15 protein-coding genes and 2 tRNA genes are annotated in these 16,018 nt (G+C 60.8%); 3 read left to right on the top strand and 14 right to left on the bottom strand.

Translation table 11 applies throughout. The features are described 5' to 3' along the window. The 10 genes from EOA79_RS19670 to EOA79_RS19625 all read right to left on the bottom strand — a co-directional run. Positions 1-690 (bottom strand): tetratricopeptide repeat protein (locus EOA79_RS19670; protein ID WP_164893892.1); only part of this gene is annotated, 690 nt, incomplete at its 3' end. Beyond that, entirely contained in the window at positions 677-2,401 is a 1,725-nt protein-coding gene (ilvD, locus tag EOA79_RS19665; RefSeq protein WP_095801870.1) for a dihydroxy-acid dehydratase, read from the bottom strand. The genes ilvD and EOA79_RS19670, both read right to left, overlap by 14 nt. Before the next feature lie 294 nt (positions 2,402-2,695). Next, positions 2,696-3,940, bottom strand: a complete 1,245-nt coding sequence (locus tag EOA79_RS19660) for an OmpP1/FadL family transporter (RefSeq protein WP_095825617.1) — start codon at positions 3,938-3,940, stop codon at positions 2,696-2,698. A gap of 361 nt (positions 3,941-4,301) precedes the next feature. Further along, positions 4,302-7,085 carry a valine--tRNA ligase gene (locus EOA79_RS19655; RefSeq protein WP_095825618.1) on the bottom strand — a complete coding sequence of 928 codons (2,784 nt, stop codon included), beginning with the start codon at positions 7,083-7,085 and terminating at the stop codon, positions 4,302-4,304. Between the two features lie 220 nt (positions 7,086-7,305). Next, the gene (locus EOA79_RS19650) at positions 7,306-8,112 is read right to left on the bottom strand and encodes a PopZ family protein (protein ID WP_095825619.1); all 807 of its coding nucleotides are present in this window, start codon (positions 8,110-8,112) and stop codon (positions 7,306-7,308) included. 233 nt (positions 8,113-8,345) lie between these two features. Next, positions 8,346-9,740, bottom strand: coding sequence for a TolC family outer membrane protein (locus EOA79_RS19645; protein WP_067329516.1), 1,395 nt, complete (start codon positions 9,738-9,740; stop codon positions 8,346-8,348). 181 nt (positions 9,741-9,921) lie between these two features. Beyond that, on the bottom strand, positions 9,922-10,596 hold the full coding sequence (locus EOA79_RS19640) for a protein-L-isoaspartate O-methyltransferase (protein WP_128293190.1): 675 nt from the start codon (positions 10,594-10,596) through the stop codon (positions 9,922-9,924). A gap of 126 nt (positions 10,597-10,722) precedes the next feature. After that, positions 10,723-10,796 (bottom strand) — tRNA-Cys (locus EOA79_RS19635). A gap of 172 nt (positions 10,797-10,968) precedes the next feature. Further along, on the bottom strand, positions 10,969-11,229 hold the full coding sequence (locus EOA79_RS19630; protein ID WP_066999931.1) for a hypothetical protein: 261 nt from the start codon (positions 11,227-11,229) through the stop codon (positions 10,969-10,971). After that, the gene (locus EOA79_RS19625) at positions 11,230-11,430 is read right to left on the bottom strand and encodes a hypothetical protein (RefSeq protein WP_127214986.1); all 201 of its coding nucleotides are present in this window, start codon (positions 11,428-11,430) and stop codon (positions 11,230-11,232) included. A gap of 14 nt (positions 11,431-11,444) precedes the next feature. On the opposite strand from EOA79_RS19625, the gene EOA79_RS19620 reads away from it, so the two are divergent. After that, a tRNA-Asn gene (locus EOA79_RS19620) sits at positions 11,445-11,519 on the top strand. Positions 11,520-12,176: 657 nt separating this feature from the next. Further along, positions 12,177-12,668, top strand: coding sequence for a hypothetical protein (locus EOA79_RS19615; protein WP_128293188.1), 492 nt, complete (start codon positions 12,177-12,179; stop codon positions 12,666-12,668). A 303-nt stretch (positions 12,669-12,971) separates the two neighbouring features. On the opposite strand, the gene EOA79_RS19610 is transcribed toward EOA79_RS19615, so the two are convergent. From EOA79_RS19610 to EOA79_RS19595, 4 genes are all read right to left on the bottom strand, one after another. Next, positions 12,972-13,397: a hypothetical protein gene (locus tag EOA79_RS19610; RefSeq protein WP_128293186.1), complete on the bottom strand. Its 426-nt coding sequence runs from the start codon at positions 13,395-13,397 to the stop codon at positions 12,972-12,974. Next, positions 13,394-14,227: a hypothetical protein gene (locus EOA79_RS19605; protein ID WP_128293185.1), complete on the bottom strand. Its 834-nt coding sequence runs from the start codon at positions 14,225-14,227 to the stop codon at positions 13,394-13,396. Before EOA79_RS19605 ends, EOA79_RS19610 begins: the two co-directional genes overlap by 4 nt. Before the next feature lie 159 nt (positions 14,228-14,386). Continuing rightward, positions 14,387-14,818, bottom strand: coding sequence for a hypothetical protein (locus EOA79_RS19600; protein WP_128293183.1), 432 nt, complete (start codon positions 14,816-14,818; stop codon positions 14,387-14,389). A gap of 199 nt (positions 14,819-15,017) precedes the next feature. After that, positions 15,018-15,311 carry an HNH endonuclease signature motif containing protein gene (locus EOA79_RS19595; RefSeq protein WP_164893891.1) on the bottom strand — a complete coding sequence of 98 codons (294 nt, stop codon included), beginning with the start codon at positions 15,309-15,311 and terminating at the stop codon, positions 15,018-15,020. A 392-nt stretch (positions 15,312-15,703) separates the two neighbouring features. On the opposite strand from EOA79_RS19595, the gene EOA79_RS19590 reads away from it, so the two are divergent. Next, a partial coding sequence (locus tag EOA79_RS19590; RefSeq protein WP_164893890.1) for a DUF4365 domain-containing protein occupies positions 15,704-16,018 on the top strand: 315 nt, incomplete at its 3' end.

Raw genomic sequence — 16,018 nt, 5'->3', positions numbered from 1 at the left:
CTCCAAGGCAGCCGTCATCATCGCCAGACCGCGCACGATCTTGCCGCTCTGGAACAACAGGTTGCCCAGCGTCGCCTGCGCACCGGCATGGCCTTTTTCGGCCGCGAGTTGCAGCCAGCGCCCGGCCTGTTTGACGCTGGCCTTCACGCCGCCCTCGCCTTTCAGGAACATCTGACCGATCTCGAACTGCGCGTTCGGATTGCGGTAGTTGGCGGCGGCGCGCATGTAGTATTCCTGCGCCGCAACCTCGTTCTCCTCAACCGGGCTGCCGGGGATGCCTTTGCGCAGATAGTCGCCGAGCGCGACAAGCGCGTCGGAGACATAGCTTTCCTCGGGCGAGCCGGGCTCGACATCCTGGTCGACGATCTCGGAGAAGAACTTGAAGGCCGCATAGTCGTCGCGGGCCACGCCGTCGCCCTGGGCATACATGCGCGCAAGCTTCCAGGTGGCGCCGATCTGGCCGTTCTCGGCGGCATATTTATAGGCCTCGACCGCTTGATCCTTGTGGCCGTTCTTGTAGGCGGAGAAGCCGAACTGGAACACCGCCCACGGGCTCGACTGCGGCTTGACCCCGGTCTTGTCGTCGAACACCTTGTCGTCGAAGGCCATGACCTGCCCGACGGCGCCCAAGGTCGCCACCGCGACCAGTGCCGGCAAGACAAATGACCTCAACACCTCAAATGTCCGCATAGCAGTGTGTTTCTTTTGCACCGCCCGGATGGGTGACCGCGCCGTCGCGGGCCGACCCTACGGTCTGCGCATATTTCCAGATCGCACCGGACTGATAGTCGGTCTTGCGCGCCTTCCATTTCTTGGCCCGGGCCGCCAGCTCGGCATCCGACAGCGCCACCTCGATCGTGCCACTCACGGCGTCGATAGAGATCACGTCGCCATTCTTGATGAGCCCGATCGGCCCGCCGACCGCCGCCTCCGGCCCGACATGGCCGATGCAGAAACCACGTGTAGCACCGGAAAAACGCCCGTCGGTGATCAGCGCCACTTTGCCGCCCATGCCTTGGCCGTAGAGCGCTGCCGTCGTCGACAGCATCTCGCGCATGCCCGGACCGCCGCGCGGCCCCTCGTAGCGGATGACGAGGACCTCGCCCTCCCGGTAATTGCGCTGCGTGACCGCTTCGAAGCACTCCTCTTCCGAATCGAAGCAGCGCGCCGGGCCTGAGAATTTCAGCTCCGACATGCCGGCGATCTTCACGATCGCGCCTTCGGGGGCGAGGTTGCCCTTCAAGCCCACAACGCCGCCTGTCTTGGTGATTGGCCGATTGGCGGGACGCACAACATCCTGGCTCTCATTCCAGGCAACGTGCTCCATGTTTTCGGCCAAAGTGCGGCCAGTGACCGTCATGCAGTCGCCATGCAGATAGCCGTGGTCGAGCAGCGTTTTCATCAAGAGCGGAATGCCGCCGGCCTCGAACATGTCCTTGGCGACATATTTGCCGCCGGGCTTGAGGTCGGCGATATAAGGCGTCTTTTCGAAGATCGCTGCCACGTCGAAGAGGTCGAACTTGAGACCCGCCTCATGCGCGATCGCCGGCAGATGCAGTGCCGCGTTGGTCGAGCCGCCGGTGGCCGACACGACCGTCGCAGCATTCTCCAACGCCTTGCGGGTAACGATGTCGCGCGGCCGGATGTTTTTCGCGATCAGCTCCATGACCTTTTCGCCGGAGGCGAAATTGAACCGGTCGCGCATTTCGTAGGGCGCCGGCGCGCCGCAGGAATAGGGCAAGGCCAGCCCGATCGCCTCGGCGACCGTCGCCATGGTGTTGGCGGTGAACTGAGCGCCGCACGACCCTGCCGACGGACAGGCTGCCTGCTCGATCTCGAGCAGCTCGGCATCGGAGATCGTGCCGACCGAATGCTGCCCGACCGCCTCGAACACATCCTGCACGGTGATCTGCCTTCCGCGGTAGCTGCCGGGCAGGATCGAACCGCCATAGATGAAGATAGACGGCACGTTGAGCCGCACCATCGCCATCATCATTCCGGGCAGCGACTTGTCGCAGCCGGCAAGCCCGACCAGCGCATCATAGCAATGGCCGCGCATGGTGAGCTCGACTGAATCGGCGATCACCTCGCGCGACACCAGGGACGACTTCATGCCCTGGTGGCCCATGGCGATACCGTCCGTGACGGTGATGGTGCAGAACTCGCGCGGCGTGCCATTGGCTGCCGCGACGCCTTTCTTCACCACCTGTGCTTGGCGCATCAGTGAGATGTTGCAGGGAGCGGCCTCGTTCCAGCAGCTGGCGACGCCGACCAGCGGCTGCGCGATCTCGGCCGCCGACAGTCCCATGGCGTAAAGGTATGAACGATGTGGTGCGCGCGCCGGACCTTCGGTCACGTAGCGGCTGGGCAGCTTGGCCTTGGAGATTGCCTTGGCGTCCATCGTCGTCCTTGCCGCACACCCCGCGGCCGGTCCCATCGCCGAGCCAACCTGGCACGCATCCCGAGACCTATTCGAGTTGCTCCGGGTTTATGGCGGGAAATGGGCAGTTCCCTCGGCTAGCCTTTTAGCTTCGGGGTTGTTCATAAACTGTTGCTGAAACGTCACAATCGTCTGAAGCGCCGGCTGTGCAGCTAATTTGCAACACAGGATCGGCCAACCAGCCCAGGCCGTTGAATGCCCAATAGAAAAAGGCCGGGCGGTGCCCGGCCTTCTTCGCGGAAATGCGGGAGCGGCTTAGAACTTGATCTTTATGCCACCCGAGATCGCCGTGACCAGATCGTTGCCGAAGTCGTAACTGGCGTCGGTGCCGGCCTGATAACCGTTGTCTCCGGTCACTATGCCGGAATGCCCGCTGGTCAGCACACCGAATGCACCAGCCAACCGAACCTCGATATTCGGCCGCGGCGTGTAGGCGACGCCGCCCCCGAGCGTCCAAGTATCGGTCTGCGCGCCATAGCCGTGCGAAGTGCCGCGATCCCAGGTGAGCTGACCGGCGGCGCTCCACTGATCGTTGAACTTATGGCCTATGCCGCCCGACACCGTCCAACCGTCGCGATACATCAGGTCCAGCGAGGTGGCCTGAAGAGAGCCGGAAGCATCATTGCCCGTAAAACATGCGGCGGTGGGAGTCCCGACAATACAAATGGGAACGCTCTGCAGCACGCTCCAGTTCACCCATTTGATCGAACCGAAAGCAAGCCAGCCTGGCGCGATGCCGGACTGCAATTTCAACTCCACGGAGTCCGGCATGTACTGGGTGCTGCCGTAGATCGGCGCAGAGCCCGTGGGTAATGTCGGTGACGTCAGTGTGCCGGAGATGTTGTCGAGCTTGACCTGCGAATTATAGACCAAGCTGGCGCGGAGTGCGATCTCAGGGATTTCGTAGGCAACGCCAGCGCGCCAGCCCCAGCCGCTGGCCTCCAGGTCGACGCGGCCAATCGGTGACGGCCCAAATGGATTGAAACCCACTAAGCTTTCCTTGAAGCCTGAAATATCCTGGTAGAACGCGCCGCCGATAAAACGGAGCTGGCCCTTACCGACATCGAACTTGTATGAACAGGTACCGGCGTAGTTATTGCTCTTGATATCCGTTTCAACGTTGGAAAAAGCGCCATTCCACGACGCGCCAGGGGCGGTGTGAGCGCCCCACGGCTGTGAATAGTCGATCATACAGTCGACGCCCGGCACAACCTGAACCTTGCCCCCGATGCGCGGCACCCAATAACCCTCGGCGCCATCCGCCGTGGAACTGAGAAAATTGAATGTCCCATTCAGACCAGTCGCATTCTTGTACTTGCGATCCGGCATCACATAGGTAGCTTCCGCTTCCGTCGCGAACGGCGCCGGGTCGAACAGCAGGTCGATGTCGTAGCCGCCGCGCTCGAGCCCGCCGGCATGCGCCGGGTGCATCGCCGATCCGATCAAAGCCAACGAAAAGCACCCTGCCCCCAGCAGTGCTTTGAGCCGCAAAACGTTCATGGAAATCCCTCCCCGAAACACGAAGTGGGCAAGCTAGAACCAATTCAGGTTAACGGCGCAACAACGAATTCGTGAGCTGTACATGTACACCTTGACAGCTCGTATTTTCGCCATGGTCACCGACCGCCCATTGAGCCCTAAAAGCGGCCCACTCGGCATCGGAGCGAGAGAAAAAATTGCAAAAAAGGTCCGAAACAGCTCAAAAACGGGCCATTTGGAACGGAATAGGCCCCATTGTTACATTACGGCAACAATGGGGCCAAAACTTTCCGTTTACGTCAAAATTAACCCAACGGCAGGCCCGTATCCGAGCGTGGTGACGCTTCGTAAAGCGCCCTCCAGTGAAGCCGAATCTTGCCGGTCACCCGGCGTCTCGGACCCTGGTCAGGGCGACTGAAAGCCTCTCTTGAGCCTCGCGATATTCGGCGAGCTTTTCGCGCTCTGCCTCGACCACCTCCTGCGGCGCGTTGGCGACGAACTTCTCGTTGGAAAGCTTCTTGTGCAGGCGGGCGATCTCCTCGGTCACCTTGGCCAGTTCCTTCTGCAGCCGCGTAGCTTCGGCCTGAAGGTCGATCAGGCTGCCGAGCGGCAGACAGACGGTCGCCTCGTTCAGAACGATCTGGGCCGAGCCTTTCGGCGGCGCATCGACCAGCGCGATGTCGCCGACGCGCGCCAGCCGCTTGATGGCCTGGGCGTGGCGATCCAGCCTTTCCTGCGTGATGGCATTGGCGCCGATCACCACCAGCGGCGCGATCGCCGCCGGCGGCACGTTCATTTCCGAGCGCACCGAGCGAATGCCGGAGACGAGCTCGACCAGCCAGTTGATGTCGGCGGCAGCCTCGTCATCCTCGAAATCGGGCGCGGGCCAGGCGGCGTGGCAAAGCAGGGAGGTGCGTACCTTCCCCTCGCCCGCGGTCTGCGCCCACAGCTCCTCGGTCATGAACGGCATCATCGGGTGCAGCAGCTTGTAGATCTCGTCCAGCACGAAGGCGACACAGGCCCGGCTCTCCGCCTTGGCCGCCTCGTCCGTGCCCATGAACACCGGCTTGAGCAGTTCGAGATACCAGTCGCAGAACAAGTTCCAGACGAAGCGATAGGCGGCGCCGGCCGCCTCGTTGAAGCGGTAGGTGGTGATGCCCTCGGTGATCGCCCGCGCCGCCCGCGTCAGCTCGGTCAGGATCCAACGGTTGACCGCGAGCTTGGCGTCGTGCAGCCAGAAATCGTCGTTCCTGGCGACCTCGTTCATTTCGGCGAAGCGCGTGGCGTTCCAGAGCTTGGTCCCGAAATTGCGGTATCCGGCGATACGCGCCGGGTCGAGCTTCACGTCGCGCCCCTGCGCTGCCATCACGGTCAAGGTGAAGCGCAGCGCGTCGGCGCCATACTCGTCGATCAGGTCGAGCGGGTCGATGACGTTGCCTTTCGACTTCGACATCTTCTGCCCGTTCTTGTCGCGCACCAGCGCATGAACATAGACCGTGTGAAACGGCTCCTCATTCATGAAATGCAGGCCCATCATCATCATCCGGGCCACCCAGAAGAAGATGATGTCGAAGCCGGTCACCAGCACGTCGGTCTGGTAGTAGGTCTTCAGCTCCGGCGTCTGGTCAGGCCAGCCGAGCGTCGAGAACGGCCACAGCGCCGAGGAGAACCAGGTGTCGAGAACGTCCTCGTCGCGCGTCAGGATCTCGCCCGGCTTGAAATTCTCAAGCTTGTCCTCGACCCAGGCCTTCCACGGTCCTTCCAGTGCCAAATAATATTCGACCGCCGCAGCCAGCGCCTCCTCTTCGGTCTTCTCGACGAAGACGCGTCCGTCCGGCCCGTACCAGGCCGGAATCTGGTGCCCCCACCACAGCTGCCGCGAGATGCACCAGGGCTGGATGTTCTCCATCCAGTCGTAATAGGTCTTCTCCCAGTTCTTCGGCACGAAGTTCGTGCGGCCCTCGCGCACAGAGGCAATGGCCGGCTTGGCGAGCTCCGCCGCGTTGACGTACCACTGGTCGGTGAGGAACGGCTCGATCGGCACGCCGCCGCGATCGCCATGCGGCACGGTGTGGCGATGCGGCTCGACCTTTTCCAGGAAGCCGCCCGCTTCCATCAGCTCGACGATCTTCTTGCGCGCCACGAAGCGATCCAGCCCGTCGAGCTCATCCCAGACGGCCTGGCGCTGCGGCGTCACTTCAAGACCTGCAAGGAACTCCTCGTTATCCTTGAGCTTGATGTAGGCTTCGACGGTCAGGATGTTGATCGCCGGCAGCTTGTGGCGCTTGCCGACCTCAAAGTCGTTGAAGTCATGCGCCGGGGTGATCTTGACCGCGCCGGAACCCTTTTCCGGATCCGAATACTCATCCGCAACAACCGGTATCCTGCGGCCGACGATCGGCAGGATGACGTTCCCGCCGACCAGGTCGCGAAACCGCTCGTCGTCGGGGTGAACCGCCACCGCCGTGTCGCCCAGCATGGTTTCCGGGCGTGTCGTGGCGACGGTGATGAACGTCTTCGGATTCTCGGGATCGAACGCGAGGCCTTCGACCGGGTAGCGGAAATGCCAGAGATTGCCGTTGACCTCATGCTGTTCGACCTCGAGGTCGGAAATAGCCGTCAACAGCTTCGGATCCCAGTTCACAAGGCGCTTGTCCTTGTAGATCAGCCCCTGTTTGTAGAGGGTGACGAACACCTCCAGCACCGCCTTGGACAGACCCTCGTCCATGGTGAAGCGCTCTCGGCTCCAGTCGGCCGAGGCACCGAGCCGCCTCAGTTGATTGAAGATGGCGCCGCCGGATTCGGCTTTCCACTCCCAGACCTTTTCGATGAACTCCTCGCGCGACAGGTCGCGGCGATGGATCTGCCTCTCCATCAGCTGCCGCTCGACCACCATCTGCGTGGCGATGCCGGCATGATCCATGCCCGGCTGCCACAGCACATTCTTGCCACGCATGCGCTCGAACCGCACCAGGATATCCTGCAGCGTGTTGTTGAGCGCGTGCCCCATATGCAGCGAGCCCGTAACGTTCGGCGGCGGGATGACGATGGTGAAGGCTTCCGCCCCTTCCTCCGCGCCGGCGCCGGCGCGGAACGCATCGGCCTCTTCCCAGATTTTGGCGATCTTCGGCTCGACGGTCTTGGCGTCGTAGGTTTTATCAAGCATGGAGGAAGTCCGAACTGTCGGGAACAAGCGTCCGGTGTAAATCGGAAGCTCTTGGCCGAGTCAACCGCGAGAAGGATGAGCCCGCCTTGCCCAGATAGGCTTGCGGCGATCAGCGGCAAGCCCATTACTCATCGCAAGACAAATCGCGCGGCCGCATTTTCGGGGAAATAAAAAGCACCGCCCGACGGCGGCCCCTTTTACACTGAAAGCTCAGACGAAATTACTGCGCGCCGCGCGCCACGCGCTCAATTTCCTCGCGCACCAGCCGTTCGACCAGTGTCGGCAGGTTGTTGTCGAGCCAGTCCTGCAGCATCGGTCGCAGCATCTCCTCGGCCATCTCGTCGAAGCTCTTCTTGCTGCGGCTGGCGAAGGCATCGGAAAGCTCGCCGAAGGCCGCCGCGACCTGACGGCCCGCATGCTCGGACAGGATTGCCGGCCGGGCTGGCGGCAGGTCGGACGAGGATGGCGCCGGAACGTTGCCAGGCGCCGCGGTTTCGGCCGTTGGCGCGGCAAGATCCTCGTCGTCGATCTCGACTTCGCGCGCCACTTCCGGAGTTGCTACCTTCGCCTTGACGGAATTTCCGCCAACGGCGGCGATCTCGCGCCGCCATTCGGCGACGATGGTATCGGCACCTTGCGGCACGCTCTCCGCCGCCCTCGCGACCGCCGGGGTGTCCGGCTCGGCGGCTACCCTGGCCCCGACTTCCGCCAGGGTGGTGGGAGCGGGCGCGGTCTTCACCGGTTCAGGGCCGGTCTCGGCGATCGTCGGATCGGACGCCGCAAGCTGGGCCTGTATCTCCGCCAAACTCACCGGCTTGCTGGGAGCGGATCCGGCGCTGAGCTCGGAACGGAAGTCATCAAGGTCGGCCGTCTGCGCCGCCGGCGTCGGCCGGAGGTCCTGGCGAACGTCACCGTTGTCCGCCGCCGGTTGCTTGCGGCCGGTGTCGCTGTCCTCGATGATCCTTCGGATGGAAGCAAGTATCTCTTCCATGGAAGGTTCGCGCTGCGCGCTGCTCGCTGTCGCCATCGTCACATCCGCCGCCCTTGTGACTTGTTCAAGATTTCCATTCCGGCAAGACCGGAATTCGAATCAATGCGAACAGCGTAACCGACCGATCGTCATCCGAGAATCCCCAATCTGGGGAGACGTTGGATTTCAACAGATTAGCTCGCTACGCCGCCGGCCGCCGACCGTCTGGTTCCAATGCAAAAGCGCCGCGCATCCATTGGACACGCGGCGCTTTTGGAAATGCCAAAGATTCAGCGGCCGTCCGGCGTGCGCAGCCCGATCCACTTGTCCTTGACGGCGTTGTAGTGCTCTTCCGGGTTGTATTTCGTGACCGCCAGGCCGAGTTGGCCGGCGGACAGGCGGCCAATCGCCGACAGGATGGCGTAGCTCGCCACGACGACATCGCGCTCGGAGCTCGCCTGGTTGATCTTGGCGGTGATGACGGCGTTCTGCGCGTTGAGCACGTCGAGCGTGGTGCGCTGGCCGACATTGCGTTCCTCGATGACGCCGTTGAGCGCCAGTTGCGCGGCGGCGATCACCTGCCTGTTGGCATCCACGCTTTCGCGCGCGGCGGTGTATTGCGTCCACGCCGAAGCCACGGCCTGGCGCACCTGGTCGCGGCTGACGTCGACCTCGATGCGGGCCTGGCTGAGCGATTCCTTCGATTGGCGGACCAGCGCAGAGGTGCGCCCGCCCGAATAGATCGGCACGGTAAGCGTTGCACCGATATTGGCCGAATTGGTCGTTCCTTCGGAACCCGCCGATGCAAAAACGCCGGGCGAGGTGTTGCGATACTGGCTCGAAATTCCGGCACTGGCGGAAAGTTGCGGCAATAGCGCCCCTTCGGCCGACTTAACCGAAAAGGCCGCGGCGTCGACGAGATGCTCGGTGGCAAGGATGGCCGGATGCTCCGCGGCGGCGATGGCGAAGGCCGAATCAAGGCTTCCCGGCAGCAGCTTTCCAACCGGCGCGGCCGCCTTGAGCTTGCCCGGCTCGTCGCCGATGATCTGGTGGTAGGTCGCAGCGCTCGCCAGCGCCGTCGCGCGAGCGCTGGCGAGTTGCGCCACCGCGGTCGCCCGCGAGGCATCGGCCTGTGCGACGTCGGTGCGGGTGCCCTCTCCGACCTCGAAGCGCGACCGCGCGGCGCGCGCCTGCTCGGTCAGGAATTGCAGGTTCTGTGCGGTCAGGACCGCGATCTGGCGATCGCGGATCACATCCATGTAGGCGCTTGCCGCGTTGAACAGGATGTTCTCTTCGGTGTTGCGGAGACTTTCTTGCGAGGCCCTGACCTGCGCTTCGGCGGCGGCGACATTGTTCTTGGTTTGAAAGCCGTCGAACAGCGTCTGGTCGATCTCAACCCCGAAATTGCCCGTAGTAATATTTAAGGTTTGACCAAGGTTGTTGTTGCGGCTGCTCGTGTAGTCGATGCTAGCCGATCCCCTGATCGTCGGGCGGTAGCCGGACTTGGCGATGGCCACGCCCTCGTCGGTGACACGGGTGCCCGCGCGGGCGGAATTCAGCTGGGAATTGTATTGATAGGCTTTGGCGAGCGCACCGGTGATGGTTTCGGCGGATGCTGCCAGCGGCGAAAGCGCGGTCGCCGAAACAAGTATGGCTGATAGAAAAGTCTTGTGTAGGGGCGGCACGTATTATCCCTCATTCGTTTGCATGGGAACCACGCCGCGCACCTTTTCCTTCCGGATCAGCTAGCGCCGCGTGTTTATCGTCCCCCGCTGACAGCCCCCGAAAATGCACGTGAAGCAAATCAGCAACGATTGTTCAAGCGCAAGCGATCATGACAGCGCCTTCGCTGCAAGGCAAAACCGCTCAAAATTCGAACGCATGAGCACGTTCGAACCCCGGTAGTGGCTTAATTGCCGCATTAAATGCGCGTCTGCCGGTTACAACCCCCCCGGCCTTGACAAAAAGACGCGCAACGCCGGAGTTGCCCTGCCCCTCGACCACAACCAGCCGTCCGTCCTCGGCGAGCTGGCCGAGCAATGCCGCGGGCACCTCCTCGACGCTGCCGCCGATGAAGATGACGTCATAGGGCGCCGCGGCGGCATGACCCTGCGGTAACGGCCCGATCACTACGGTGGTGTTCTGGCAATCCAGTGCGGAAAGGGTCGACTTCGCGGCTTCGGCAAGCGCCGGGTCGCTTTCGAGCGCAACCACCGCTTTTGCGATTCGGGAAAGCAGCGCGGCCGAATAGCCGGTGCCGCAGCCGACATCGAGCACCGAATCGGTGTCGCTGATTTCGGCCAATTGCAAAAGCTTGGCGAGCGGCGACGGTTCCATCAGATAGCGGGCACCGCCGCCACTGACGCCATCGGTGATGCGGATGTCCTCGTCGATATAGGCTAGGTCCCGCTGCCCGGCGCCGACAAAAGCCTCGCGCGGCACGGAAAGCATCGCTTCGATCAGCGGCGCGCTGGTCACATCGGTGGTGCGGATCTGGCCATCGACCATCTTCACGCGGCGTTCGGAGAAATCAGCGTTCATATCCCAACCAACCCGCTTCCCGCGCCCAATTCGCTGCCCGCGCCCGTTCCGATTTCCAGGCAAATGACGCGGGCCAATTCGACCGGAACCTAGCGCCCCGGCGCGACAGCGCCGGAGCCCGGGCATTGGAGGCCTCGCCCGGAATCGAACCGGGGTGCAAGGATTTGCAGTCCTCTGCGTAACCACTCCGCCACGAGGCCTTCCATGCTCCCGGCGTTCCGGGGCAACTCAATATGTTGGCGGTGAAAGGTCGTCAAGCACCGGCAAGTCATTCCCGATGCTTCCCATTCCTCATCGAAGGCAGTGGTTGCCGATTGCTTGCGGCCGATCCCGATGGTGTCGGCGGCACCTGCCGGACCATCTGCAAAGCTCTCAATCCGGCCGGCGGCGGCGTTCCCACCAGACCACGAAGCGCCGCCTGTGACGTCGCACCAGTGCGAATTCGTAGGACAGGACCAGCAGGCCGATCGGAACCATCCAGAAACCGAGAATCGGCAGAAAGCCCAGAATCCCGCCGATTGTGAGCAGCACGCCGATCGCGATCCGCAATCCCCGCGAGCGCGGCATGGAGAAGTCGCGGCCGAAGACCGTGATCTTGCGCGCCGGTGGGTTATCGTCGTCAGTTGCCGTCATTCAAAGCCAGATCCCATCTGCGCGGCCGATGTCATAAATACCAAAGGACGACCAGCCGCATTGTTCCATGCCGGTGTCAAGCCGCTCATATGTGGGCACGCCGAGACGATGCCACAAATCGCCGCACGAAAAACTGCAGAAAAATTGCGAATTGCTGCTTTGCAAAGCCGAAAGGTGTTTGCTATAGGCTGCGCCACTCACGTCAGAGCCTCCGTTCCCCGGTAGCTCAGTGGTAGAGCAACCGGCTGTTAACCGGTTGGTCGCTGGTTCGAATCCGGCCCGGGGAGCCAAGTTTTCCAAGACTTTGCAAATTTCTGAAGATCACCCGAAAACGCCCGATCTACAGCATGTCTACAGAATCGAGCTTCGCTTGGGCAACGTAACGTGACAGCACTGGGCCTTAGACAGGTATCCGATCGCCTATGGGAGATGCCGGAGCCCCTGGGGATTTTCGCCGGGGAGATGTTAACGCGGGGGAAGGCCTACTTTCAGGCTTTTCGGGTCGTTTCAGAGCACGATGAGCGAGACCTCCGCTTTCCGACCTATTTCCTACTTGCTCATTCCGTTGAGCTTGTTCTCAAATCATATCTAGTCGCCAAGGGGACGCCGAAGAAAGCTTTGGCTAAGAAACCGCTAGGTCATGATGTCGGAGCGATCTATTCCGAATGCGAACGGAACGGTCTGGGCGTGGCTCATCAGTTGATGCGACCACTCGCAAATCAGCTAACTGAGATCAATTCGGACTACGACCTTCGATATCCCTCCGGCTACATCCTTTCGATCCCGAGCCCGTCAGAATGCATGCTTCCAACCGAGGCATTAATCGCCACAGTGTCCGCAGTAGTTGATCCCAGAGCGGTTGCCGCGCAACTACAGTTTGCGGCAGACACGCGACACATCCAGGGAAGTAAAGTCCGCTGGAGCGACTAGCGCCTCAAACGAGAACGATGGCTAGAAAACTGAAAAACACGTCTGCGTCCAGTTTCCTACGCGCCGCCTGGGGACACGCGAAGGCGGCTCGCATTCTAGACCCGCATACTGGATTATCCGAGGGCAGGACGAACGCGACCTTTTTCGCCTTCCACAACGTTCTAGGCTTCGCAATCGAGCTCTACTTGAAAGCTTTTCTGGCGGGTAGAGGCTGGACTGTGGAGAAGCTTGCCAATTCAGAATTTGCGCACAAGCTGGATGCCCTTCTGAAGGCCAGCGTCGAGGCCGGACTGTTTGACCAGATTGGCTTCCCCCATGTGCACCAGTCTGCCCTTGCGCGCGTGGTGGCAATTATTGGGCCACGCTTCGCCGACTACTCGTATCGCTATATCGATGATGACAACAATCAATACGAATATGTTGAGACAAGCGAATACCTCTGGCCGATACTCGACGACCTTCAGTTGAGGATCGAGAATTCTGGGGTTAGAGTTGAGTCGGCGGCATAGGCCCAATCGACATTCGCCACTTAGAATGTTTTGATTGTTCTTTCCTCCAACGACGCCTATATCGTCTGTTGTGGCTTTACCATTCGGCCCGCAGCTTACGGCGGTGGTGGCGTCGACGTGCTTAGTGAAGCCAAAGGCGATCCCGGCTGTTAGCCGAGGCCTCCCCGGTCACAACTATCGTGGTACTCTCGGCGGCATCCTGGATCATGTAAGCGAAGATCGCGAAGAGCGGCTGGAAGTTGCCGAGCAGGAGGGGCGCTATCCACCCTCCCCTCACCTATGACAGGGTCATCTCCTCGCCCTTCAGGCTGGTGTCCTTGAATGCCTCACCCCTGCACCAATTAGCATTGCCACCAGCGTTGCGGTGACGGAAATGCCCACCATGGCAATCAACGCACACGTGCTCCAGCCCCATTCGAGCCATGATGTCGTGGCGGGGTCCCACGGTCTTCCGAGATAGTGACGAAGCAATCCGCAGCCCATTAACGAGAGTGCCACGCTACAAGCTACAACAACGGCAACGACACCGATGAAGCGGACGCCACGGTGGACCCATATCGCGACAATTCCTAAACTCAAGAGAACGCCGAGAAAAAGGGCCGTATCGTAAAGCCCGGTTTCTGCACCGAGAGGCGCAAACCAACTCCTACGAAAAATCTGTTGCCAACGCTCCAAGCCAGCCACCAGCGCCGACGGAAACACATAGGCATAAGGCAATAGTCTCGTCATTTATGTCTGTCCGCCGGTGTGAAGAGGGGGACAGAAAAGCTGCTCAACACGTTGTTGTCCTTATCCACGAATTCATACAATGCCGGCTGAACGTCCCACTGCTCGGAACCAGCTACAGAAAACTGGAACCCCCCGGATTTGCCGAGGGAGAGGTAATCCTTCGTTACTTGGTCACGAAACGCCGCATAAAGGGTGTCGGCTCCTGCCGAAAACTTGGGCAGCAAGCGAATTTCTTCGACGTTTGCTTTCGAGCCCGGAACAACAGGATTGGCGGTATATCCGAAGTAGCTTGTGTACCCGTTCCCGCCCGGTTTGATTCCGTAGGATATATCTAAGGCCAGCATTGAATTGGTCGGGTCGTTTAGGTCAGATGGAATGTATAATCGAGTGGCTTCAGTCACACCCTCCGGCGGCAGTTCGATCGCGTCGGTCGGCGGCGCTTCGACGCCCGCTTGTTGGCGGCAACTGGCTTCGTTAGACGTTCCGCTCTTTTGCTCGTCTTTTGCATCGCCCAGAAATTGTGCAACCACCTTGTCTTCTAGGTTGCCATATTTGATGCACCCCAAGACAGGCCGGTCGGCACGGTCGGAAGAGTATCGGACTTGGTCCGTGAAGCCACCGGGGGGCACCCACCGGTCCGCCACGAGAGGGATGAACCAGCTGATCCGAAGCCAGCCTTCTTGACTGTTGTTCACCACGCAGACGGAATATCTGATGATATGTCCGTTCTTGTCGACCGAGGAATTCGTGGAAAAGTCGTAAGCACCTTTTTTGAAGTTCTGGGGTGTCTTACCGGGGCAGCGTTCATCCGCGAAACTTGCGGTCGTCACTGCGACTGCTGTAAGCGCAAAGCACGAAAGGAAAGTCCGACGTCTCATAGATCCCCCTTCAGACCAGATATCAGCCGACAGGGATCTAGTACAGATTGAAGAAGATAAGGCAGCGAGAAACGGTTGCATTTTAGTAGCCGGTTGCCGGCGCGGCTGGGGTCATTCTTCGCCTTTGGCCAGGGCGTAGGGCGACGGCCCGGGGGGCGTATTGGCGAGATAGCATGTAAACTCGTGCTCTAGCCTGACCATCGCCAAGTCCTTGCCCGCCTCTCGCCCTCGCTGGCCGCCTGGCTTGCGCCAGCGGTCGTCGTCGGTGTTGATCCACCAAATCCAATGTCCTGCGTATCGAAAGCCGATCTCGGCCCTTATCCTGCCAATGCTCTTGGACCCGAGGAAGCTGGCGCAATAGTCGCTTGGGGTCGATGGGTCTGCGCCGGCGCGGCTCCAGTCAAGCTGGAAACGCGCTCCATAACCCCGCACATAACGCGCTGCATGGACGACGGTCGCGCAAATGGCGATGGGCTTGCCGTCATAGTCAAGCACCTCATAGCCCTCACCGACATCGCGCACTTTCAATCGTTCTGCCGTCATGACTTTCTCCATGGCTATAGAGGCCGCAACGCCCACGAGCGGGCGGCTGGCCGTTGCTGATCAAGGAGTTATGTCGGGCAGGCCTAGGTGCTGCTTCTTGCTTCTCTTCGACGTAAGGGCTCACCCATTGTCGGTTATCACGCGGCTTGTCCAAAAGGTGCCAAGGGCCGCTTCTCTCAAGGCACCCTGCGAAAGGTATCTACCCTGTTCGACTAGTCAAGAGACTGCAAACGCCTGAACGGTTCAGGGTTGTCGTTGCGGCGGCCAACTGCGCTTTTTGCCGAGCGCCGTTCATCTGCTGGCCGCGATGTTGGTTGCAGTGGAAGCAGGCGGCGGCAAGATTTTTGAGATCGTCCCCACCACCCTTCATCTTGGCCACCTTATGCTCGATGGTCATTCGGGTTAGGCCGATCTTTGTGAAATCGCGCTGACAATAACAGCACTTTCCACCGCGGCGCTTGTGCCAGGCACTCCCTCGCTGATCCGCTGCCACTCATGCCACTGGGCGCGCTGGGCTTCCGTATCCCACTCAATGGTCAACTGGTTTGAGCGCGCGTTGTAATTATTGGGCTTTCCGCCGGCGCTCCAAGTCCATACCAACTGCGATACCACCGGGGTAAGGACGCTGGATCGTAGATTCTCTACCGCGACCATCCCGCTATAAGCGTGTTCGCATCATAAACGAGCGCCGCGAAAATGCAGGCCAAAAGAGCCGGAGCTTCGGGGAGATGGTGCCTCCCCTCGCCCTTCGCGCTTAGTCTCCCCGCTAGACGCCATTTCCGGCGTTCGGCGCGCCTGTCCAACAGGCTACTGGACAACTGCCCTGCGGAAACATAACGAGAACATAGTTGTTCGGAATACCTCCGAAGGGCCGTATGATGCAGTATGTCGAAGCGAATCACCGATAGCCAGGTCCTGGGCGAGTTGGGCGAGACAGCGATCAAGAAGATCGTTCTCGAAACCGGCTTTCTCTACGAACAGCGTGGGCGCCTCGAAGCGGGCACGGACGGCATCATCGAATTGCGCGATCCAAAGAGCGGCGCGCCGCTCGGCAAGCTTCTCGGTGTCCAGGTCAAATCCACCGACAGCGGCCAATACGTCCGTGAGAATGACAACAGCTTCGAATACCTGCTCAAGCCGGACGATCTGAAATACTGGCGGACCTCGAACATCCCCGTCATCATCGTTCTTTGGCGGAAG

This window comes from Mesorhizobium sp. M1A.F.Ca.IN.020.03.2.1 (assembly GCF_004023205.1).
In the GTDB taxonomy this organism is placed as follows: domain Bacteria; phylum Pseudomonadota; class Alphaproteobacteria; order Rhizobiales; family Rhizobiaceae; genus Mesorhizobium.
This window is presented reverse-complemented; position numbering and strand designations above follow the sequence as displayed.

Excerpts from the sequence above, each read along its gene's own strand:
- ilvD (WP_095801870.1), bottom strand. The coding sequence starts at position 2,401 with ATGGACGCCAAGGCAATCTCCAAGGCCAAGCTGCCCAGCCGCTACGTG.
- EOA79_RS19660 (WP_095825617.1), bottom strand. The coding sequence starts at position 3,940 with ATGAACGTTTTGCGGCTCAAAGCACTGCTGGGGGCAGGGTGCTTTTCG.
- EOA79_RS19655 (WP_095825618.1), bottom strand. The coding sequence starts at position 7,085 with ATGCTTGATAAAACCTACGACGCCAAGACCGTCGAGCCGAAGATCGCC.
- EOA79_RS19650 (WP_095825619.1), bottom strand. The coding sequence starts at position 8,112 with ATGGCGACAGCGAGCAGCGCGCAGCGCGAACCTTCCATGGAAGAGATA.
- EOA79_RS19640 (WP_128293190.1), bottom strand. The coding sequence starts at position 10,596 with ATGAACGCTGATTTCTCCGAACGCCGCGTGAAGATGGTCGATGGCCAG.
- EOA79_RS19630 (WP_066999931.1), bottom strand. The coding sequence starts at position 11,229 with ATGACGGCAACTGACGACGATAACCCACCGGCGCGCAAGATCACGGTC.
- EOA79_RS19615 (WP_128293188.1), top strand. The coding sequence starts at position 12,177 with ATGGCTAGAAAACTGAAAAACACGTCTGCGTCCAGTTTCCTACGCGCC.
- EOA79_RS19610 (WP_128293186.1), bottom strand. The coding sequence starts at position 13,397 with ATGACGAGACTATTGCCTTATGCCTATGTGTTTCCGTCGGCGCTGGTG.
- EOA79_RS19600 (WP_128293183.1), bottom strand. The coding sequence starts at position 14,818 with ATGACGGCAGAACGATTGAAAGTGCGCGATGTCGGTGAGGGCTATGAG.